Raw genomic sequence first — 21,619 nt, 5'->3', positions numbered from 1 at the left:
CCGGCCGGCAGAGCGGCCTGCCGGCTGGCGGCGTCTGGTTTTACACGCGCGCCGAGTGCGCTACTCGCCCGCCTTCGTCAGGCGTTCGATCGCCTCACCGGGAAGTACCAGCTCGACCGCATCCAGCGTATCGTCGAGCTGTTCGAGCTTCGTGGCGCTGGCGATCGGCGCGGTGACGCCGTTTCGGGCGAGCAGCCAGGCCAACGCCACCTGGGCGGGCTTGACTCCAAGTTCATCGGCCACGCTCAGAAGCTCGCTCAGCACGCGCTTGCCGCGCGCATCGAAGTAGTGGCCGAGAAACTGCTCACGGTCACTGCCCTTGGTGTCTTCCAGCGTCTTGTACTTGCCGGTGAGAAAGCCGCTGGCGAGCGAAAAGTAGCTCACCACGCCAATCTCCTGCTCACGTACAAGCGTTGCCAGCTCGCCTTCGTACTTGTCGCGCTCGACGAGGTTGTAAAGCGGCTGGATCAGCTCGTAGCGCGGTAGGCCCTGCGCTTTCGAGACGTCCAGCGCCTGGCGCAGGCGCCCGGCCGAGTAGTTGGACGCGCCGATCGTGCGTACCTTGCCCGCCTCGATCAGCTTCGAGAACGCGGTGAGCGTCTCCTCGAGCGGCGTACCCTGGTCGTCGGTATGGGCGAAGTAGACATCGAGATAGTCGGTGTTCAGCCGCGTGAGCGAGTCGTTCACCGCCGCTTCGATATTAGCCGCCCCCAGTCCCTTGCGCGCCTCCCAAAGCCCCACCTTGCTCATCAGCACGATGTCGTCGCGCTTGCCGGTCTGCTTGAGCCATTTGCCCAGCACCTTCTCGGACTCGCCGCCTTCATGGCCCGGCGCCCAGGACGAGTAAACGTCGGCGGTGTCCACGGCGTTGAAGCCGCGCTCGACGAAGCGGTCCAAAAGCTCGAACGAGCGTTTCTCATCGGCGGTCCAGCCGAACACGTTGCCGCCAAACGCGAGCGGCGCGATTTCGATGCCGGAGCGGCCCAGTGGGTGTTTGTTCATCATCCTACTCCCTTTTGGATTTTGAGGTGCGCGAGGGTTTGAGATAGCGCGCTTTCGTCAGCCTGGCAGGCGGTGGCGGCAACGCATGCGCGGCCGCTAAGGCGAAGTGCCCGATAAGGAGCGCACAAGCTCGACGCGCAGCGCCGGGGTTGCCCCGCCGGCGGCGGTCAGGCGCACCCAGCCCTGAGCGTCGAGCTCGGCGCAGGCGCGGCGGATCAGCGCGTGCTCGATTTCCAGGCGCCGCGACAGCCGCGCGCTGGAAATCCCTGGCTTGCCCTGCTCATCGAGGGCCAGCAGCACCAGCGCTTGCAGCGCGTCGAGCGCCGGGTAGGCGCGCTGCAGGTTCTCAAGCGCGCGTTCGAGTGTTTCCATCAGGCAATGCGGGCGCTGGGTTCCAGGCGAATGGCGATGGATTTATACGCCGGGGTATGGCTGCCTTCGCCCTTGTGGGAAAGCGGCACCAGCGGATTGGTTTCCGGGTAGTAGGCCGCCGCGCAGCCGGCCGGGGTGTCGTAAGCCACGACCTTGAAGCCCTCGACCCGGCGCTGGACGCCGTCGTCGGATTCGCCCACCAGATCGACCCACTGCCCGGCGGATACACCCAGGCGCTCGATGTCCGCCTTATTCAGAAACACGACCTGGCGGCCATTTTCGATGCCGCGATAGCGGTCGTTGTAGCCGTAGATGGTCGTGTTGTACTGATCGTGAGAGCGCATGGTCTGAAGCGTCAGCCAGCCCTCGCGGGCGGCCATGCGCTGGTGCATCACGTCTTTTGGCAGCGGCGCGTCGGAGAACACGGCCTTGCCGCTTTCGGTCGGGAACGTGCGCTCGGCGGTGGGGTTGCCGAGCCAGAAACCGCGCGGCACCCGCACCCGCTCGTTGAAGTTGTCAAAACCGGGAATCACCTCGGCGACGTGCTCACGAATCACGTCGTAGTCGTTTCGCATCGCCGCCCAGTCGACCGCCTCGCTTCCCACCAGCTTCTCGCCAAGCTGGGTCAACAGCGCAATTTCCGAAGGCAGATGGCGGCTTGCCGGGCGATTGATGCCCGCGGAGCCGTGCACCATGCTCATGGAGTCCTCGACGGTGATCAGCTGGGTCTTGCCGCCGGTCTTGTCGATTTCGCTGCGCCCAAGGCAGGGCAAAATCAGCGCTTTCTCGCCGGTGATCAGGTGGCTTCTATTGAGTTTGGTGCTGATGAACGCGGTCAGCCGGCACTGGCTCATCGCCGCCTCAGCCACGAAGGTATCCGAAATCGCCCGAGTGAAGTTACCCGCCAGCCCCACGAACACCTTGCCCGGCGCATCGCGCATCGCGGCGACCGCGGCCACGGAATCGACCCCGTGTTCGCGCGGCATGGAGCGCTTGTAGCGCGCCTCGAGGGCGTCCAGAAGCTCGTCGGAAGGCTGCTCGAAAATGCCCATGGTGCGGTCGCCCTGGACGTTGGAGTGGCCGCGCACCGGCGAGGTGCCGGTACCGAGCCGGCCCAAATTGCCGCGTAACATCAGCAGGTTGACGATCTCGCGCACGGTGGGCACCGAGTGCTCGTGCTGAGTGATGCCCATTGCCCAGCAGATGATCGTGGCATTCGACCGGGCGTAAAGCTCGGCGGCCTTCTCCATCTCGGCCCGGGTGAGGCCGGACTGCGCCTCAATCTCCCCCCACGGGGTCGCCTCGACCAGCGTCTGGTACGCCTCGAGCTGCTCGGTGTGCTCGCTGAGAAAGGCGTGGTCGAGCACCGTTTCGCCGCCAGCCTCGCGCTCGAACAGCGCCTTGGCAATGCCGCGCACCGCCGCCATGTCGCCGCCAAGCTTCGGGCAGAAGTAGTGCGAGCTGATGCGGTGGCTGCCGTTGTGCAGCATCTCCAGCGGCTTCTGCGGGTCGGCGAATTTCTCCAAGCCACGCTCGTGAAGCGGATTGAAGCTGGCGATGATGGCGCCGCGCTCGGCGGCTTCGCGCAGCGTCCCCAGCATGCGCGGGTGGTTGGTGCCCGGGTTCTGGCCGAACACGAAGATCGCCTCGGCGTGCTCGAAATCCTCCAGCCGCACGCTGCCCTTGCCGGTGCCCAGCGCGTCGCCCAGCGCCACACCGCTCGCCTCGTGGCACATGTTGGAGCAGTCCGGCAGGTTATTGGTGCCGTAAAGGCGCGCCAGCAGCTGGAACACGTAGGCGGATTCGTTACACGCCTTGCCGGAGGTGTAGAAGATCGCGTCATCCGGGGTGGGCAGGGCCTTGAGCTCATCGGCGATCAGCGTGAGCGCCTCGTCCCAGCCGATCGGCTCATAGTGGTCGGTCTCGGCATTGTAGGCCATGGGCTCGACCAGCCGGCCCTGGTCCTCGAGACGATAGTCGTCCCAGCTCTTGAGCTCGGTGACGCTGTAGCGGGCGAAGAAGTCGCGCTTGACCTTCTTGGCCGTGGCCTCCCAGGTCACCGCTTTCACGCCGTTTTCGCAAAACTCGAACGACGAGCCATGCTCCGGGTCGCCCCAGGCGCAGCCGGGGCAGTCGAAGCCGTCGGGCTGGTTGAGCTTCAACAGCGAACGAGCGTTGGTCGCCGGCGAGCGGCTGTGCAGAAGATGCTGGCCCACCGCCTTGAGCGCGCCCCACCCGCCGGCCGGGTTGCGATACGTGCCCACGTCCGGGTCGTGTTCGCGGGCTTTTTTATCGGCAGGCTTTTGGCTGCTGGGCGAGGTCATTGCGCATCTCCTGGCAAGGCGTTCGGGGCGGCCATTGGCGTGGCCGCCGACCGTTATCAAGCTCATAAAGTCTGGACAAAAGTCCGACAAGGTCAAGCGAGAGAAACCAATCCTTCTATACTGACTCTCAATTCTCGATATAGTGGCGCTGGATAACCGCTTAGCCCGCCCTTTTTTCACCCGTTTTGAGAGAGCCATGGTATTTCTAACGATTTCGACGCTGCTGTTTGGATTATTGGGCCTTGCCCTGTTCGGCCCGGTGGGGCTACTGATGGGCGGTGCCTTCGGCTTCTGGATCGCCCAGCGCGCCGTGCGCCGGCTGCTAGCCGCCCGCGTGCAAATCGAGCAGGGGTATCTGGAGTCGGTGTTTTCGGTCATGGGCTGTCTGTGCCAGGCCGATGGTCGCGTCAGCGACGGCGAGCGCGACATCGCCGAGCGCCTGTTCACCCAGATGCGTTTTAACGACGCCCAGCGCCGCCAGGCGCGCGCCGCCTTCGAGCGCGGGCGCGGCGACGATTTCGACCTCGAGGCGGAGCTTGCCACGGTCGGGCAGCTGACTCGCCGCCAGCCGATGCTGCGTCAGATCTTTTTGCAGGTACAGCTCAACGCCATCGCCGCCGACGGCGAGATTCACGACGACGAGCGTGCGATGATGATGCGCGTAGCCCGCGGCATCGGCTGCAGCGACACCGAGATTCAGCAGCTCGAAGCGATGCTCGAGCGCGCCGCGAGCAACGGCCAGGCGACCAGCGAAGCCTCATTGAAAGATGCCTACCGGGTGCTCGGCGTCAGCGAAGAGGCGAGCGACGCCGAAATCAAAAAGGCCTACCGGCGCCTGATGAGCCAGAATCACCCGGACAAGCTGGCCAGCAAGGGCCTGCCCGAGAGCATGCGCGACATGGCCCAGCAGCGCACCAGCGAGATCAGTAACGCCTTCGAGCGCATCAAAAGCGCGCGCGAGGCGAATTAAATCGGTCGCGCCCGGCGGCGTCGGCTCACTGTTCGACCAATGGAGATTTCACCATGCGTCTATCCGTTTCACTGGCTTCTCTTGCCCTCATTGTTAGCGGCGTTTCAGCGGGTCAGGCGCTCGCCCAAACCGTCGGCGAGCGCCTGACCGGCAACGAAATTCGTGAGCTGATCTGGGGCCATCAGGTGCAGGGCGCCATGGCGGGAGACCAGGCGTACAGCGAGATTTACCTGCCCAACGGTGAAATCGTCGGCGACGGCTACTCGGGCCAGGCCAGTATCGAAGGCGACACCATGTGCTTCGACTACGGCGGCGACGACGTCAGCTGCTACGGCGTACGGCTGGATGACGACGGCCGGATCGAATGGATCGAAGAGGATAGTGTTGTCGGCTACGGTGACATCAGCGACGCTCCCTGATCGCCCCTTTAACCACTGGCACTCTTGTTTCAAGTCAGGTGACCCATGATCACACTTTACGGATACCCCCATTCCCGCTCGCTGCGCGCGGCCTGGACCCTCGAGGAGCTTGGCGTCGAGTATTGCTGCCAGCACGTGGCGCTGGACATGGGTGAAGGTCGCTCCGAGGCGCACCTGGCGCGCCATCCGGAGGGCAAGGTCCCAGTGCTCGAGGACGGCGATTTGGTGCTGTTCGAGTCTGCCGCCATTTGCCGCTACCTGGCCGAGCGCCATGGCGAAGGCAAACTTTTACCCGCCTCCGCCGAAGGGCGCGCCGAGGTCGATCAATGGCTCTGCTTCGTGACCACGGAGCTTGAACAGCCGCTTTGGAATCACGCCAAGCACACCTTCGCACTGCCCGAAGAGCACCGGGTAGCGGCGGTCATCCCTACGTGCGCCTGGGAGTTTGCGCGCGCGCTCAAGGCGCTCGAGCGCCGCTATCAGGGGCAGACATATCTGGTGGGTGAGCACTTCACGCTAGCAGATCTGTTTTTGGCCCATACGCTGAGCTGGGCGAAGAGCATGAAGTACCGCCTGCCGGAAACGCTCGAGCACTACATGACCGCACAGCTCGAGCGCCCCGCCATGGCCCGCGCCGTCGCACAAGAGAAAGCCGCCGCCGAAAAAGCCGGCAGCGAGCCGACCGGCTAACCCGTTTGATGGGCGCTGGTCACACTTTTGGCGCCGACCTACAATGACGGCCTCGCTTTCAAGGGAATCAACGATGCCCGCCTCCAGGCCCGTATTGCTGTTCGACGTCTTCAAAACCCTGCTCGTCTTCGACGGTGACCACGTCGATGCGGGCACCTTCGCCTTTCTCGCCGACTGGCTGCGCTACCGTCAGGTCTTCATCGAGGCGCCCAGGCTCGAGCAGCGCTTTTGGGCGATTACCCGAGGCCAGCTCGAGGCCACCGGCGGCGAAGCGCCGGACGTCGACGTGCGCCGGGTGTGGGAGGCGCTGCTTGCCGAGGCAGGCGTGCCCGCCGCGCGCCGCGACGCGCTGGCCTCGGAGCTCGCCCTGACCTATCGTCAGATCACGACCCGCGAGATCGGCCTATGGCCGGGCACGCGCGCGATGCTCGACGCCTGTGCCGCAGATTTTCGCCTTGCCATCGCCTCCAACACCCAGCGCGCCTACACCGAGGCCGAGCTTTCCATGCTCGGGCTTTGGGACGATTTCGAGCTCGTGCTGTTCAGCTCTGACGTGTTGGCCTGCAAGCCGGACCCGGCCCTGTTTCGCGCCGCCCTCGAGGCGCTCGACTGCCCTGCGGACAACGTCATCTACGTCGGCGACAACCCTTTTGATGACGTGCTGGGCGCCCGTCAGCTCGGCATCCCGACGATTTTGCTCGACCGCGGCACGCCGGCGCCGGAAGGCGTGGCGCTGCCGACACCGCTGGCCACGCTCCAGGATGGCGACCCGCTGGCGGTGGCCCGCATCGCGCGCCAGCACTTCGGTTTGGAAAGCGCTCCGTGAAGCGGCTGAGCGCGGCACAGGTCGATGAGCGGCTCGCCGCTCGCCAGAACGACTGGGTCGACTTCGTCGGGTGCGCGCTCGAGGAGGTCGACTTCGGCAATCCGCACTACGCCACGCTACTCGAACGCTTCGATTTTCGCGACGCGCGGCTCTTTCGCTGTACCTTCACCAACGCGCAGCTTCGCGACGTGAAGTTTCAACAGGCCGAACTGATCGACTGCGACCTGCGCTACGCCGAGTTCGAGCGCGTCTCTTTCAAGCGCGCACGGCTCAAGGGCTGCGATTTCTATCGGGCGCGACTGGGGATGAATACCGTCTTCGAGGCCTCGGACATCAGCGCCTGCTCGCTGCATCTGGCGGTGTTCGACGGCGTGGCGCTACCGCGAGAGGCGATCGAGGAAGGATTCAAAAGCGGGCTGTTGCAGGAGCGCGAGGAGGACTTCGCCGCGTTTCACGCCGATTTGGCGGCGCGCGGCCGGGGCGACGATCCACGACGTACCCCGCTGCATTTGTCGCGCCGCCATCGCGAGGCGGCGGATATCTATCGCGCGCTGTCGGCCCACTGGAGTGCCAAGGGCAGCACGCGGGATGCGGGCTGGGCCTATTATCACGCCCGTCGGCTGGAAACGCGGGCGGTACGCCCGGACCAGGTGTGGCGGCGCCGGCACATCGAGCGAGAGCTGGATACGCCAACGCGCCCGGGGCTCTTTCGTGCGACGCTGCGCTGGCTGTTGGGCACCAGCGCCGATCTGGTCGCCGGTTTTGGTGAAAGCCCGCTGCGCGTGATGGTAACGCTGCTGGTCGTGATGCTCGCCTTCGCCGGCCTTTACGCGGTGACCGGCGTGGCAGGCGCACAAGGCGAAACGCTGAACACGCTCAACGACGCGCTGTTGTTCAGCGCCCAGGCGATGACCGCCTCGCTCGATGCCGAGCTCTCGAGCCGCTGGCTGAAGTGGGCCACGACGCTCGAAACGACGCTCGGCATCACGCTGCTCGGGCTTTTGGGGTTTTGCCTGGGCAACCGGCTGCGAAACGCCTGAGAGGCAGGCCTCAAGCAGGCCGACGCACCAGCGTTAGCCAGTACTCTTCCAGCGAACGAATCGAGGCGATGAACCGCTCGATGTCCATCGGCTTGACGATGAACCCCGCCGCGCCCAGGTCGTAGGAGGCGAAAATGTCCGCCTCGGCCTCCGAGGTGGTCAATACCACCACAGGAATCCGGCGCAGTGCCTCGATCGTTTTGATGCGTTTCAAAAACGTCTTGCCATCCATGCGCGGCATGTTGAGATCCAGCAAAATCAGATCCGGTTTCGGCGCATCGGCATATCGCCCTTCCCGCTGCAAAAACGCCAGCGCCTCGACACCGTCGCCGACGTCGAACACCTCCACCAGCATCTGGCCCTCGCGAAAGGCCATCCGGCTCAAGTGCACATCAGCGGGTTCGTCTTCCACCAGCAGTACGACAAACGGCTCACTCATTGACGCTTCTCCCCGGGCAGCGGCAGGTCGAACACGAAACACGCACCGCCGTCCCTGCCATCCTCTATTGTTATTTGGCCATCCGCCTTGCGCAGCAGCTTCACTAAAATCGCAAGCCCCACCCCGGTACCGGGATAGGCATCTCCATTGGGCACGAGCCGATTGAACATCTCGAACACCTGCCGGCGATACTCCGGCGCGATGCCCTGGCCGTTATCGGCCACGCGGTACTGAGCGCGCCCCCTGACCACTTTCCCGCTGATTTCGACCGTCAGGGGGCGCGAAGGCTGACGATACTGCCAGGCGTTATGCAGCAGCAGCTTGAAGATCAGGCCCAGCTGCTTGCGATCGAAAAAGGCCTCGGGCAGCGGATGATCGATCAATAGCGCTTTTTGGTCGCGCAGCGGCCCCAGAAGTGGGTCTCGTTGATAAAGCTCGTCAATAATGCGCTCGACGTTGAGACGTTCAAGGGTCAAGGGCGTTTGATCCAGGCTCAAATAGCGCTGCACGTCACTGACCAGTTCGCTCAGCCGCTGCGCCTGGGTGTTGATGAACCCCACCGCCACGTTCGAGGAGTCGTCGAGCACCTCCGGCGGCAGGCGCTTCAACTGATGGGAGAAACTGACCAGGCGGCGGCTGGGCTCCTGAAAGTGATGCGCCATGGCCTGGCTGATGCGCTCGAGCTCGTGATTGCGAAACGATAGCTCGTCGATCAGGCGCGTGCGCTCACGCTGGGCGCCACGCAGGCGCCATAGGGCAAGAGCCAGCAGCACGATCACGATGCCCTGTGCCAGGGCGCTGCCGATCCAGAGCCAGCGCGTTCGCTCGCGGGCATGCTCGAGTTCCATCGTTTGCAGATCGACCTGCTCTTCGATCGTGGCGACATAGCGCCGACCGGTCACACCATCCACCGCGCTCATGTCATAAAGTGAGGAGAGCAGCACGGCTTCGCCCTGCCACTGATAGGGCTGGGTGTAAACGCCGACCAGTCGGGTCGACCCATCTGCCAACCGATGGCGGAAAATCAGATGGTTTCTCTCCTGACGGCTGGCCAGCTGGATCTCGGCGCGAAGCTGCTCCGGTGTAAAGGTGTTGATCTGATCGATCTGCATCTTCTCCAGATTCGGGTAGCCATAGAACGCCTTGGCGGCGGGATTGGCACGCACAATCTCGCCATCGTCGACGGCCACCATCCACATCGGCGAAGGGCTATTCTGAAAAAACTCATCGAAGGTGGTTTGCCCCCAGGCGGTCAACGGAGCGAGCAGAAAAGTCAGCGCCAGTTGCGCGTATCGGCCTGACACGAAAAGGCGCTTCACGCGGCCACCTCCTCGGCCAGCACGACATGAAAACAGCTGCCCGTGCCCTTGCCCGCCGAGGTCACCCAAATACGGCCCTGGTGACGCTCGACGATCTTGCGACACAGCGCCAGCCCCACCCCGGTGCCTTCGAATTCGTCGCGCCCGTGCAAACGCTGAAACACCTTGAATAACCGAGGGATCTGATTCGGGTCGATGCCGATGCCGTTGTCGGCAATGGTGATATAAACCCCCTCTTCACGTCGCAGGCAGTCGATGCGCACCTCGACTGACGTGTCACCGGCGTGATACTTGAGCGCGTTGCCGATCAGGTTTTGAAACAGCCGCGTCATTTCATCGTGGCTTGCGCGAAGCCTGGGCCACTCGCCCTCGATGCGGATCGTCGCGCTGGCCTCTACCACCGCCGGGGCGAGAAAGTGCAGCGCTTCATCGAGGGTCTCGCGAAGCGCCACTTCGGTGAAGGATTCCCCCTGGCGGCCAATACGAGAGTACTCCAGCAGCGAGAGCAGCATGTCATCCATGCGTTTGGCGCCATCGCTCATGTAATGCAGCATGGTCTGGCCGTCGGCGTCGAGCTGATCGCCCAGGTGGCGCTTTAAAAGCCCGGCGTAGCTGGTCACCATGCGAAGCGGCTGGCGCAAATCGTGAGAGGCGGCGTAGGCGAAGTGCTCGAGTTCAGCGTTGGATTTTTCCAGCGACTCACGGTAAACGTCGCGCTCTTTTTGCAGCTCGTGGCTTTCGGTAATGTCACGCAAGTAGCCATGCCACATCGTGCTGCCATCCTCTAGCCGCTCAGGAACGGCGTTCCCTTCGATCCAACAAAGCCCTTTAGCGGGGTGATGGACGCGGAATATCTCGCTCCAAAGCGTTAGCGTGTTGGTAGAGACCTCAATGCTGGCCGATACACTCGCCAGATCATCGCGATGAATAATCGCAAAAACCTTATTAACGTCCCGGTTGGCCTCTTCCGGCGTAATACCATAGACCTCCTTCATGCCCTCGCTTGCGTAGGGAAAACTCATGGACCCATCCACGCCCCGCCAGAACTGATAGATCGTGCCGGGCAGACGTGCACTGAGCTTGGTTAGACGCTCATGGATGACGCGCGCCTGGGTTTCGGCCTCCTTGCGCGCATCGATATCGATATGGATGCCCGCCATCAACAGCGGCGCGCCCTCCGGGTCCCGGGCCAGAACGCGCCCGCGCGAGTAGATCCATAGGTAGCGCCCGTCGCGATGGCGCAGGCGAATCTCGACGCCGTAGCTTTCGGCGCTCCCGTCGATGTGAGTCGAAAGCGCCTGGCGCGCTCGCTCAAGGTCTTCCGGGTGGCAAAGCCGCTCCCAGGTGGCGATCGTAACCGGCGCCAGCTCCTCGAGCGTATAGCCGAGCATGTCGGCCCAGCGCTCGTTGAGATGCAGCTCGTCGGTTTTGACGTTCCACTCCCAGGAACCCGCCGAGGTACCCCACAGAATGCCGTTGAGCGCCTGTTGCTGGCGACGCAGAATGCGAAGGTGCTGACGGCTTCGCCCGTAGACGTAGGCCAGCAGCAACAGCGAAGCGGCAAGCCCCGCCAGAAGCGCTGCCATCAACCAATCGTCTGAGAAAAAAGTCGCCGTGTTCGGAAGAGCAGCATCACCGGCGTACAGCGCCACAGGATAAAACGTACCCACGCACCAAAGCCCACGGCACCAGACCGCTCTTTGCACTTTGTTGGCTGCACGCCGTGAGTTCACGCCGACTCCTCGCATTGACAAGGTCCTTCGATGATAGGGTCCTTCAAAGCGTATCGGCCAAATCGTCTTAAACGTTAATACACACCTGGTTGCGGCCGCTGTTTTTGGCCTCGTAGAGGGCGCTGTCGGCGCGGGCGAGCGCGCTATCGGGGAGTGTGTCGCTGCTTTTTAACACCGCCACGCCGATACTGGTGGTGACCTTGAGCGGCTCGCCGAAGCTTGGCACGCGTACCGCCATCGCCTCGACGGCGCGACGCAGCTTCTCGGCGGCGACCTGGGCGCCGCTGACATCGGTATCCGGCAACATCACTGCAAACTCCTCGCCGCCGAGCCGGCCAAACACATCCATCTTACGAAGCTCTGCGCTGACGGTATCGGCAAAGCGTTTCAGTACGGCATCGCCGGCGCCGTGGCCGTAGCGGTCGTTGACGCTTTTGAAGCGATCCAGGTCGAACATCACCATGCAGGTGACGTAGCCGGGCTTGCGTTTGACCCGGGCAAGCTCACGCTCGGCCAGGTCCATGAAGCTGCGCCGGTTGAGCTGACCCGTCAGCTCGTCGTGCATGGCAAGTCGCGTCAGCTCTGCTTCCATGGCCTTGCGCGCACTGATGTCCTGCTGAACACCCACCATGCGAAGCGGTTTGCCGGAGGCGTCGCGGCTAACGATATGGCCAGACTCCAGCACCCACACCCAGTGGCCGCTACGGTGCTGCATGCGAAATTCGCACTCATAGTGGGCATTTTCGCCCTGAACATGGCGCTCGATGGCAAGCTCGATGCGTTCACGATCCTCCGAATGAACGCGCATGAACCAGGCGTTGGCGTCCGAGGGAAGGTCAGCATCGTCGCGGTGATAGCCGAGCGTTTCCAGCCAGCGGTCGCTGTAGATGAAAGTCTGGCTATCGAACAGCCAATCCCATACACCGAGCTTACCGCCGTTGATAGCGGCGGCCATGCGCTCCTCGGACAGCACCAGCCGCTGCTCCAGCTTGGCGCGGCTCATGGCATAACGAATGGCGCGATTGAGCGAGTCGGCGTCGATCTTGCCCTTGATCAGGTAGTCCTGGGCGCCAGCTTCGAGCACCTGAAGCGAAAACTCGGCATCGTCGTAGCCGGTCAGCACCACGATAGGAATGGCGCCGACGGTCTGTTTACACGTCAAAACGGTTTGAATACCGCTGGTATCGGGCAGGCTGAGATCCAGCAAAATGACGTCGGGCGGGCGGCTCGCCTGTTCAAGCGCATCGGCAAGCGCCGCCAAGCTTTCGACCCAGACCAGTTCGCTTTCCTGATGATCGTACTTGAAGGTGTACTGAATCAGGGTGGCATCGCCGGGGTCGTCTTCCACCAATACGATCGACAGCTGACGGGGTATCTGAGTCATGTCATGCCTTTTGATGAGTCGTTAGGCAAGATTGAGCAGAAGCGCCTTAAGAGTCAAGTGACATCAATCACTTACTTTTTACGTTCGATATCCACACTGTCGGCCTGGGTAAAGTCGCCCAGCGCCATCATGTGGCCGAGCTTGCCAGCCTTGGTGGCCAGGTACTGCTCGTTATGCGGGTTGAGTCCGGTGGTGATGGCCAGGCGTTCGACGACGTTGACGCCGTCGCTTGTCAGCGCGGCGACCTTGCGCGGGTTGTTGGTCATCAGCTTGAGCGCCTTGATCTCCAGATGCTCGAGCATCGGTACGCACAGATCGTAGCGGCGCAGGTCGGCGCCAAAGCCCAGCTGCTCGTTGGCCTCGACGGTATCGGCGCCCTGGTCCTGAAGCGCATAGGCGCGAATCTTGTTCAAAAGCCCGATGCCGCGCCCTTCCTGGCGCAGATACAAGAGCACCCCGCGCCCCTCTGCGGCGATGCGCTTGAGCGCCTCCTGGAGCTGATAGCCGCAGTCGCAGCGCATCGAGAAAAGCCCATCGCCGGTCAAACACTCCGAATGCACGCGCCCCAGCACCGGCTCATCGCTTGTCACGTCGCCCAGTGTCAAGGCGATATGATCCTTGCCCGTCGCCTCGTCCTCGAAGCCGTGCATGGTGAAGGTGGCCCAGGGCGTGGGGAGCCGACAAGCGGAAATGAAGCGGATGGTCACGGATTACCTCGCAAATCGACTGGAGCCGTCAACGATGTGAGTATCAAAGCGCGGTAGTCTATCAAAAAGGCGCGCCGGTCTCACGGCCTGCGCCGAGCCGGCTATCCCACAGTGCACCACCTCGCCTACAATAGGGCAAATTTCTCAAGAGCAGGCGTTTATGTCTTCCTTTGCGACTCCCCCTCCCTTGCACAACGACCGCTTTCTTCGTGCGCTCGCCAAAGAGCCGGTCGACCGCACCCCGGTGTGGATGATGCGCCAGGCCGGACGCTACCTGCCGGAGTACCGCGAGCGCCGCGCCCAGGCGGGCAGCTTCATGGATCTGTGCCGCAACCAGGAGTTCGCCTGCGAGGTCACGCTGCAGCCGCTGGAGCGCTTCCCGCTGGACGCGGCCATCCTGTTCTCCGACATTCTGACCATCCCTGACGCCATGGGTCTGGGGCTCTATTTCGAAACCGGCGAAGGGCCCAAGTTTAAAAAGACCGTGCGCACTCCGGAAGAAGTCGCCGCGCTGAGCGTGCCCAACGCCGAGCGCGACCTTGATTACGTGATGCGCGCGGTCTCCACCATCCGCCGCGAATTAAACGGCCGCATGCCCCTGATCGGCTTTTCCGGCAGCCCCTGGACGCTGGCCACCTACATGGTCGAAGGCGGCTCGAGCAAGGATTTTCGCCACCTGAAAACCATGCTCTACGACACCCCGGACACCATGCATCAGCTGCTGGATACGCTGGCCCACGCGGTGACCGACTACCTCAACGCCCAGATTCGCGCCGGCGCCCAGGCGGTGCAGATCTTCGACACCTGGGGCGGCTCGCTCTCCACGCCCGCCTATCTCGAGTTCTCGCTGCGCTACATGGAGCAGATCGTTTCGGGTCTGATTCGCGAGCACGAAGGCCGCCGGGTGCCGGTGATCCTGTTCACCAAGAACGGCGGGCAGTGGCTCGAGGACATCGCCTGCGCCGGCTCTGACGCGGTGGGGCTCGATTGGACCACAGAGCTAAGTGACGCCCGCGCGCGTATCGGCCACAAGGTGGCGCTTCAGGGCAATCTCGACCCCAACGTGCTCTTCGCCCGCCCGTCCGCCATTCGCGCCGAGGTCGCGCGGGTGCTGGAGAGTTACGGCCATGGGCCGGGCCATGTATTCAACCTGGGCCACGGCATCAGCCAGTTTACCAACCCGGATAACGTGAGCGCCTTCATGGAGGCGCTTCACGAACTCAGTCCGCAGTATCACCAGAACGACACCGGAGACGTTCGATGAGCGATTTCAATCAGGACCAATGGTTTACCGAAGTATTCGACAGTCACGGCAGCGCCTTTTCGATGAAGATCACCGAGAAGCTTTGGGACGTGCAGAGTGACTATCAACACCTCGAGGTGTACGCCACCGAAACCTACGGCAACCTGATGGTGCTGGACGGCTGCGTGATGCTGACCGACCGCGACAACTTCCTCTACCACGAAATGATCGCTCACCCGGCGCTCTTTACTCACAAAGACCCGAAGCGCGTGGTGATCATCGGCGGCGGCGACTGCGGCACGCTCAAGGAAGTACTGCGCCACGAAGGCGTCGAGAAGGTTACCCAGATCGATATCGACGAGGAAGTCACTAAAGCTTCCGAGCGCTTTTTTCCGGCGCTGGTCGAGTCCAATAGTGACCCGCGTGCCGAGCTTCTGTTCGCCGACGGCGTGAAGTGGGTCAATGACGCCGAGGACGAAAGCATCGATGTCCTGATCATCGACTCCACCGACCCGGTCGGCCCGGCGGAAGGGCTGTTCAAGACCGACTTTTTGAAGCGCTGCCACCGGATTCTCAAGCCCGGCGGCGTGCTGGTGCAGCAAAGCGAGTCGCCGCTTTATCACTCGGGCTCGATCATTCGCGAGCTGCGCACGGACATGCAGGCGGCAGGGTTTGAAAGCGTGGCGACCCTCCCCTTCCCGCAGCCGGTCTATCCGTCCGGCTGGTGGAGCGTGACGCTGGCCGGCAAGGGGGCAAGCGTTGAAACCTTCCGTGAAGAGGCTGCCGCAGGCCACGAAATGCCGCTACAGTACTACACGGTAGAGGCTCATCGCGGCGCCCTGGCGCTGCCGCCGTTCATGCGCGCCGCCTTCGCCTAACGCTCATCGAGCGGCCAAAACGTTGACGAGACCGGGCACTGCCCGGTCTTTTTGATGGTATTTGTAGATCGCGCGACTTTCCAATCAGAGGGAGCAATAACAATGAACAAACACCATCGATGCAGCGGTATGGCCGGCGTGCTGGCCGCGGCGCTGTTACTCCCGGGCCTGGCCCAGGCCAATACGCTGGAGACGGTCAAGGAGCGCGGGTCGCTGCGCTGCGGGGTCAACGCCGCCCAGCCCGGCTTTTCGGCGCTGGACGACGAGGATACCTACCGGGGGCTGGATACCGACATCTGCCGGGCGGTGGCCGCCGCCGCGCTTGGCGAAGGCGCACGCGTCGAGTTCGTGCCGCTCGATTCCGTCGAGCGCTTCGCCGCGCTCCAGTCCGGTGAAGTCGACGTGCTGGCTCGCACCACGACCTGGACCTCGAGTCGCGACACGACCCTTGGCCTTCACTTCACCGGGGTGAGCTACTTCGATGGTCAGGCGTTCATGGTGGCAAGCGACCTGGGGGTGCAAAGCGCGCGCGAACTCGACGGGGCGGCGGTGTGCACCCAGTCCGGCACCACCAGCGAGCTCAACCTGGCCGACTACTTTCGCCGCCACGACATGACCTTCGAAGCAGTGGTCTTCGACGCCCCGGAACAGTCGATCATCGGCTTCGAGGAGGGCCGCTGCGACGTGCTGAGCTCGGACTCTTCGCAGCTCTACGCCCAGCGCATGCAGCTTCGTGATCCGGACATGGCGGTGGTGCTGCCCGAGGTCATCTCGAAAGAGCCGCTGGGGCCGGCGGTGCGCCAGGGCGACGATCAGTGGTTCAACATCGTCAAGTGGTCGCTCTATGCCATGCTCAACGCCGAGGAACTGGGCGTGAGCCAAACCAACGTCGATGACATGCTCGATGACGAAAGCCCTGAGGTAATGCGCCTACTGGGCCGCGACGGCGATTTTGGCGAGGGCATGGGACTTGACGCCGACTGGGCCTATCAAATCATCAAGCAGGTCGGCAACTACGCCGACGCCTTCGATCGCAACGTTGGCACGGGTTCACCGTTTAATATCGGCCGCGGGCTAAACGCGCTGTGGAAAGATGGCGGTGTGCAGTACGCCCCGCCCATTCGCTAGGCGCGCCGGCGCTATTTGGCTGTTTTTGCTCGACGAATTTCAAACAAACGTTTGGAAGCCGCACCAAAAGAGAGCGATGCGTAGCCGATTCCGCACCGTTTTACACCACCACTTTGGTCATAACGTTGGCGCTTTTGCGTTGAAAAGCGCTGAATGAGTCGCCAGGTCCTTTCTGGCATCTTCCTTGCTAGCGTTAGAGGTGTCATGCACTACCGGCATGTATAACGATATTCAAATAACAGGACGGGAAACACCATGTTCAATAAGAAAAACGCGGTACTGCTGGCCTCTGCCGGCGCTCTTACCCTATCCGGTGTCGCGAGCGTTCAGGCGGACGTATTGGAAGATACGCGCTCACGAGGCGCCGTGCAGTGTGGCGTGAGCGATGGCCTGCCGGGGTTCTCCGCCCCCAACGATAGCGGCGAGTGGCAGGGGCTCGACGTCGATATCTGCCGCGCCGTGGCCGCCGCGGTGCTGGGCGATGCCGACGCGGTCAACTACATTTCCCTCAACGCCGTCGAGCGCTTCACCGCGCTTCAGTCCGGCGAGGTCGACGTGCTGTCGCGTAACACCACTTGGACCACCACCCGCGACACGACACTCGGCCTCAACTTCGCCGGCGTCACCTTCTACGACGGTATCGGCTTCATGGTCAACCGCGATCTGGGGCTCAATGACGCCAGCGAACTCGACGGCGCGGCGATCTGCATTCAGTCTGGCACCACCACCGAGCTCAACGTGGCGGACTACTTTCGCGCCAACGACATGGCGTTCGACCCGATCGTTTTCGACACCTCCGAGCAGACCGTGGGCGGCTTTCAGTCCGGGCGCTGCGACGTGCTGACCTCCGACTCCTCTCAGCTGGCGGCCCTGCGCATCCAGCTCGACGACCCGGACGGCGCGGTGATCCTGCCGGACATCATCTCGAAAGAGCCGCTGGGCCCGGTGGTGCGCCAGGGCGATGACACCTGGTTCAACATCGTCAAGTGGTCGCTGTTCGCAATGCTCAACGCCGAGGAGTACGGCATCACCTCTGAAAACATCGACGACATGATGGACAGTGAAAATCCGGACGTCGCGCGTATCCTGGGTCAGGACGGTAACTACGGCGAAGGCATGGGCCTTGAAGCCGACTGGGCCTACAACATCATCAGCCAGGTCGGTAACTACGCCGAAAGCTACGACCGTAACGTCGGCATGGATTCCCCGCTCGAGATCGAACGCGGCGTCAACGCGCTGTGGAACCAGGGCGGCTTCCACTACGCACCGCCGATTCGCTAAGCGTCTCGCACTACCCGGCCCGCCGCGCATCGCCCGGCGGGCCGTTTGATCGATTCTGCCGTATCGCGGAGACGCCTTCATGTCAGCAAGACCAACCGCTCGCCCGGGGGGCCACAAGCCCCCCTTCTGGCGAGACCGCGCCAAGCGCGCGCTCATTTTTCAGGTGCTGGTGGTGGCGGCCGTCGCCGTCTTTTTGCTCTACATCGTGAGCAACACCCAGGACAACCTGGCCGCCCGCGGCATCACCACGGGCTTTGGCTTTCTGGACAACACCGCAGGCTTTGGCATCGTTCAGAGCCTGGTCGACTACTCCTCGCAGAGCACCTACGGGCGTACCTTTTTCGTCGGGCTTTTGAACACGCTGCTGGTGGGCGGGCTTGGCGTACTGGCCGCGACCCTCATCGGCTTCATCGTCGGGATCGCCAGGCTCTCGCCCAACTGGCTGATCGCCAAGCTCGCCGCCGCCTATATCGAAACCTTTCGAAATATCCCGCTGCTTTTGCAGATCTTTTTCTGGTACTTCGCGGTGCTGCGCACGCTCCCCGGCGCTCGCGAGAGCATGGCGCTTGGCGACGTCATCTTCTTGAACGTGCGCGGGCTCTACCTGCCCAAGCCGCTGTTCGAGTCCGGCTTCGGGCTGATTCCCGCTGCGTTTCTGGTCGCGATCGTGGCCAGCATCGCGCTGATCGTGTGGAACAAGCGCCGCCACGAGGCCACTGGCAAACGCCTGCCCGCCTACTGGATAGCGCTTTTACTGCTCATCGGCCTGCCGCTTCTGGTGCTGCTCGCCACCGGCGTGCCGATCACCTGGGACGTGCCGGCGCTGGGCGGGTTCAACTTCCGCGGCGGCGTGACGGTGATTCCGGAGTTTCTGGCGCTATGGCTGGCGCTTTCGATCTACACCGCCTCGTTCATCGCCGAGATCGTGCGCTCGGGTATCCAGGCGATCTCCCACGGCCAGACCGAAGCCGCCCAGGCGCTGAGCCTGCCGCGCAATCTGATTTTGCGGCTGGTGGTAGTACCTCAGGCGATGCGAGTGATCATTCCACCGCTCACCAGCCAGTATCTGAACCTGATCAAGAACTCGTCGCTGGCGACGGCCATTGGCTACCCGGATCTGGTGTCGGTGTTCGCCGGTACCACGCTGAACCAGACCGGTCAGGCCATCGAGGTCATTGCCATGACCATGGCGGTCTATCTGACCATCAGCCTCACGGTTTCCCTGTTCATGAACTGGTTCAACGCCCGCGTGGCGCTGGTCGAACGCTAGGCGAGGATGACACTCCATGATTCACAATAAAACCATGATCGCCCAGCGCCCGGCGCCGAAAAGCACCATTGGCCCTGCGGCGTGGCTGCGCGGCAATCTCTTCAACGGCCCGCTCAATACGCTGTTCACGCTGGTCGGGCTCTACGTGCTGTACCTGCTGGTGGTGCCTACCGTGCAGTGGGCGTTCATCGACGCCAACTGGGTCGGCACCACGCGCGAAGACTGCACCCGTGAAGGCGCCTGCTGGGTATTCGTCAAGGCGCGCTTTACCCAGTTCATCTACGGGCTCTACCCACGCTCGGAGCTTTGGCGCGCCAACATCGTCTTCGTCGGCTTTTTCGCGCTGATCGCCTGGCTTGCCATCCCGCGCCTGCCGCTCAAGCGCTGGGTGGCGGTGTTCGCGCTGGTGGTGTTCCCGGTGATTGCCTACGTGCTGCTTCACGGCGGCCACTTCGACCTGCCGCGAGTGCCGACCCACCGCTGGGGCGGGCTGATGCTGACGCTGCTGCTGGCCTCGGTCGGTATGATCGGGGCGCTGCCGATCGGCATCGTGCTGGCACTCGGGCGGCGCTCGAGCATGCCGATCGTCAAGAGCTTTTCGGTGGTGTTCATCGAGTTCTGGCGCGGCGTGCCGCTGATCACCGTGCTGTTCATGGCCTCGGTGATGCTGCCGCTGTTTCTGCCCTCGGATCTCTCCGTCGACCGGCTGATCCGCGCGCTGATCGGGATCACGCTGTTTCAAAGCGCCTACATGGCCGAAGTCATCCGCGGCGGGCTGCAGGCGATTCCGCGCGGCCAGGACGAAGCCGCCGCGGCGCTGGGCATGACCTACTGGAAGCGCATGGGGCTGATCGTCATGCCCCAGGCGCTGAAGATGATGATTCCAGGCATCGTGAACACCTTCATATCGCTGTTCAAGGACACCACGCTTGTGATGATCATCGGCCTGTTCGATCTTCTGGGCATCGTGCAGGCGGCGCTGTCCGACTCGCGCTGGCTGGGCTTTTCGCTGGAGGGCTACGTGTTCGCCGCGTTCGTGTTCTGGATCTTTTGTTTCAGCATGTCGCGCTATAGCCAGTATCTCGAACGCCGCCTCAACACCGGCCACAAGCGCTAACGCCGCCCCCTTTCAAGGATAACCTCATGAGTGAAGCAGCTTTAAAACCTCAGGATTCGATGGTCGAGATGCGCGGCGTCAACAAGTGGTACGGCGACTTTCACGTGCTGCGTGATATCGACCTCGACGTAAAGCGCGGCGAGCGCATCGTCATTTGCGGGCCTTCGGGCTCGGGCAAGTCCACCATGATCCGCTGTATCAACCATCTGGAAGAGCATCAGCAGGGTGAGATCGTCGTCGGCGGCGTACCGCTCACCCAGGACGTCAAGCGTATCGAGCAGGTGCGCAGAAGCGTGGGCATGGTGTTCCAGCACTTCAATCTGTTTCCTCACCTCTCGGTGCTGGAGAACTGCTGCATCGCGCCGATGTGGGTGCAGAAAAAATCACGCCGCGAGGCCGAGGCCGAGGCGATGCAGTACCTGGAGCGGGTGCGCATCGCCGAGCAGGCGAAAAAGTACCCGGGCCAGCTCTCCGGCGGCCAGCAGCAGCGCGTGGCGATCGCCCGCTCCTTGTGCATGCACCCGGACGTGATGCTATTCGATGAGCCCACCTCGGCGCTCGACCCGGAGATGATCAAGGAGGTGCTCGATGTCATGGTCGAGCTCGCCGAGGAAGGCATGACGATGCTCTGCGTGACTCACGAAATGGGCTTCGCCAAGACCGTAGCGGACCGGGTGATCTTCATGGACCAGGGCCAGATCATCGAGGAGAACGCCCCGGAGCCGTTCTTCAACGACCCGCAGTCCGAGCGCACCCAGCTATTCTTGAGCCAGATCCTCGGCCACTAGGCGCTTTTGTCGACCAGCGTGATGCTGGCAGGCTCTAGCGGTGCCTGGTCGCGATGGCCGGTGAGCGGTTTGCCGGCTATCGCGGTCAGCAGTATCTGCAGCGGGTCACCGTGGCTGACCAGCAAAATCGTCTCGCCGCTTACGCGCGCCTCCCACGCCTCGATCACTGCCTGCATGCGCGCCGCCACTCGGGCCACCGGCTCGACCTGGTGTTCGGCGTGCTCGGCGTTTCGGTCATCGAGCACCCAGACGCCCTCATAAAGCGCCGCTTTCTGCCCGTCGAACTCGCCGAAGTAACGCTCGCGCAGGCGCTCGTCTTTCTCCATCGGTACACCCAGCGCATCCGCCACCCGGCGCGCCGTCTCAGTGGTGCGCAGAAAATCCGAGTGCACGATGCGCGTGGGTGTCGGCCAGACCCAATTTTCTACCACCTCGTCAAGCTGGCGCTCGCCGGTTTCGGAAAGCCCGAAGGCGTCGAGTCCGCGCTCGGGGGAGCTAATGATCAGTCCTTGCTCGTTGGCCTGGCTATGGCCGTGGCGCATCAGCAGATAGCGGTTGCGCCAATGGTAGTAGGAGCCCTGTAAAGTACTTGACATATGTTTGTCACAAACCCTAGGTTGAAGAAGCGTCGTTTTCGAAAAACAAGTATTAAATGCGCAGTAACGAAACCAAAAAGCGCGCTGACCGCC

Annotated in this window: 21 protein-coding genes; 12 read left to right on the top strand and 9 right to left on the bottom strand. The window is 62.9% G+C overall.

Annotated features, from left to right (window positions below; genetic code table 11):
- Positions 1-60 precede the first annotated feature (60 nt).
- The 3 genes from RN346_RS01135 to RN346_RS01125 all read right to left on the bottom strand — a co-directional run bounded on the left by RN346_RS01135 (position 61) and on the right by RN346_RS01125 (position 3,698).
- Positions 61-1,002, bottom strand: coding sequence for an aldo/keto reductase (locus RN346_RS01135; RefSeq protein ID WP_311961876.1), 942 nt, complete (start codon positions 1,000-1,002; stop codon positions 61-63).
- Positions 1,003-1,098: 96 nt separating this feature from the next.
- On the bottom strand, positions 1,099-1,374 hold the full coding sequence (locus RN346_RS01130) for a MarR family transcriptional regulator (protein ID WP_311961875.1): 276 nt from the start codon (positions 1,372-1,374) through the stop codon (positions 1,099-1,101).
- Complete coding sequence (locus RN346_RS01125; protein WP_311961874.1) at positions 1,374-3,698, bottom strand: FdhF/YdeP family oxidoreductase; 2,325 nt, start codon at positions 3,696-3,698, stop codon at positions 1,374-1,376. The genes RN346_RS01130 and RN346_RS01125 overlap by 1 nt, the downstream gene beginning before the upstream one ends.
- A gap of 196 nt (positions 3,699-3,894) precedes the next feature.
- Here RN346_RS01125 and djlA point away from each other — a divergent pair, with 196 nt between their 5' ends.
- From djlA to RN346_RS01100, 5 genes are all read left to right on the top strand, one after another.
- A complete protein-coding gene (djlA, locus tag RN346_RS01120) occupies positions 3,895-4,668 on the top strand; it encodes a co-chaperone DjlA (protein WP_263585449.1) in 774 nt (257 codons plus the stop codon).
- Between the two features lie 53 nt (positions 4,669-4,721).
- Complete coding sequence (locus tag RN346_RS01115; protein ID WP_311961873.1) at positions 4,722-5,087, top strand: hypothetical protein; 366 nt, start codon at positions 4,722-4,724, stop codon at positions 5,085-5,087.
- A 45-nt stretch (positions 5,088-5,132) separates the two neighbouring features.
- A complete protein-coding gene (locus tag RN346_RS01110; protein ID WP_311961872.1) occupies positions 5,133-5,777 on the top strand; it encodes a glutathione S-transferase family protein in 645 nt (214 codons plus the stop codon).
- Between the two features lie 73 nt (positions 5,778-5,850).
- On the top strand, positions 5,851-6,603 hold the full coding sequence (locus tag RN346_RS01105; protein ID WP_311961871.1) for an HAD family hydrolase: 753 nt from the start codon (positions 5,851-5,853) through the stop codon (positions 6,601-6,603).
- On the top strand, positions 6,600-7,643 hold the full coding sequence (locus RN346_RS01100) for a pentapeptide repeat-containing protein (protein WP_311961870.1): 1,044 nt from the start codon (positions 6,600-6,602) through the stop codon (positions 7,641-7,643). Before RN346_RS01105 ends, RN346_RS01100 begins: the two co-directional genes overlap by 4 nt.
- Positions 7,644-7,653: 10 nt before the next feature.
- Here RN346_RS01100 and RN346_RS01095 read toward each other — a convergent pair whose 3' ends face one another.
- The 5 genes from RN346_RS01095 to ribA form a co-directional block, all read right to left on the bottom strand.
- Positions 7,654-8,082, bottom strand: coding sequence for a response regulator (locus RN346_RS01095; protein WP_263585454.1), 429 nt, complete (start codon positions 8,080-8,082; stop codon positions 7,654-7,656).
- Entirely contained in the window at positions 8,079-9,401 is a 1,323-nt protein-coding gene (locus RN346_RS01090; RefSeq protein ID WP_311961869.1) for an ATP-binding protein, read from the bottom strand. The genes RN346_RS01095 and RN346_RS01090 overlap by 4 nt, the downstream gene beginning before the upstream one ends.
- Complete coding sequence (locus RN346_RS01085; protein ID WP_311959437.1) at positions 9,398-10,987, bottom strand: PAS domain-containing protein; 1,590 nt, start codon at positions 10,985-10,987, stop codon at positions 9,398-9,400. The genes RN346_RS01090 and RN346_RS01085 overlap by 4 nt, the downstream gene beginning before the upstream one ends.
- A 214-nt stretch (positions 10,988-11,201) precedes the next feature.
- Positions 11,202-12,518 carry a diguanylate cyclase gene (locus RN346_RS01080; protein ID WP_311959434.1) on the bottom strand — a complete coding sequence of 439 codons (1,317 nt, stop codon included), beginning with the start codon at positions 12,516-12,518 and terminating at the stop codon, positions 11,202-11,204.
- A 71-nt stretch (positions 12,519-12,589) separates the two neighbouring features.
- Positions 12,590-13,225 (bottom strand): GTP cyclohydrolase II, encoded by a 636-nt coding sequence (ribA, locus tag RN346_RS01075; RefSeq protein ID WP_263585458.1) that lies wholly within the window; start codon positions 13,223-13,225, stop codon positions 12,590-12,592.
- A gap of 160 nt (positions 13,226-13,385) precedes the next feature.
- Here ribA and hemE point away from each other — a divergent pair, with 160 nt between their 5' ends.
- The 7 genes from hemE (at position 13,386) to RN346_RS01040 (ending at position 20,930) form a co-directional block, all read left to right on the top strand.
- Positions 13,386-14,489, top strand: a complete 1,104-nt coding sequence (gene hemE, locus RN346_RS01070; RefSeq protein ID WP_263585459.1) for a uroporphyrinogen decarboxylase — start codon at positions 13,386-13,388, stop codon at positions 14,487-14,489.
- On the top strand, positions 14,486-15,346 hold the full coding sequence (gene speE, locus RN346_RS01065; protein WP_263585460.1) for a polyamine aminopropyltransferase: 861 nt from the start codon (positions 14,486-14,488) through the stop codon (positions 15,344-15,346). Before hemE ends, speE begins: the two co-directional genes overlap by 4 nt.
- Positions 15,347-15,448: 102 nt before the next feature.
- Positions 15,449-16,474: an amino acid ABC transporter substrate-binding protein gene (locus RN346_RS01060; RefSeq protein WP_311961868.1), complete on the top strand. Its 1,026-nt coding sequence runs from the start codon at positions 15,449-15,451 to the stop codon at positions 16,472-16,474.
- A 255-nt stretch (positions 16,475-16,729) separates the two neighbouring features.
- Positions 16,730-17,755 carry an amino acid ABC transporter substrate-binding protein gene (locus tag RN346_RS01055; RefSeq protein ID WP_311961867.1) on the top strand — a complete coding sequence of 342 codons (1,026 nt, stop codon included), beginning with the start codon at positions 16,730-16,732 and terminating at the stop codon, positions 17,753-17,755.
- A 79-nt stretch (positions 17,756-17,834) separates the two neighbouring features.
- Entirely contained in the window at positions 17,835-19,025 is a 1,191-nt protein-coding gene (locus RN346_RS01050; protein ID WP_263585463.1) for an amino acid ABC transporter permease, read from the top strand.
- A gap of 16 nt (positions 19,026-19,041) precedes the next feature.
- Positions 19,042-20,142: an amino acid ABC transporter permease gene (locus RN346_RS01045; protein ID WP_263585464.1), complete on the top strand. Its 1,101-nt coding sequence runs from the start codon at positions 19,042-19,044 to the stop codon at positions 20,140-20,142.
- Positions 20,143-20,201: 59 nt separating this feature from the next.
- On the top strand, positions 20,202-20,930 hold the full coding sequence (locus RN346_RS01040) for an amino acid ABC transporter ATP-binding protein (protein WP_263587362.1): 729 nt from the start codon (positions 20,202-20,204) through the stop codon (positions 20,928-20,930).
- On the opposite strand, the gene RN346_RS01035 is transcribed toward RN346_RS01040, so the two are convergent.
- Positions 20,927-21,526, bottom strand: a complete 600-nt coding sequence (locus tag RN346_RS01035; protein ID WP_311961866.1) for a histidine phosphatase family protein — start codon at positions 21,524-21,526, stop codon at positions 20,927-20,929. The two genes, RN346_RS01040 and RN346_RS01035, sit on opposite strands and share 4 nt — an antisense overlap.
- Between the last annotated feature and the right edge of the window lie 93 nt (positions 21,527-21,619).

The sequence above is a fragment of the Halomonas sp. PAMB 3232 genome (assembly GCF_031954225.1).
In the GTDB taxonomy this organism is placed as follows: domain Bacteria; phylum Pseudomonadota; class Gammaproteobacteria; order Pseudomonadales; family Halomonadaceae; genus Vreelandella.
Note: the sequence above shows the minus strand (reverse complement) of the source record. Positions and strands in the feature narration are given on the sequence as shown.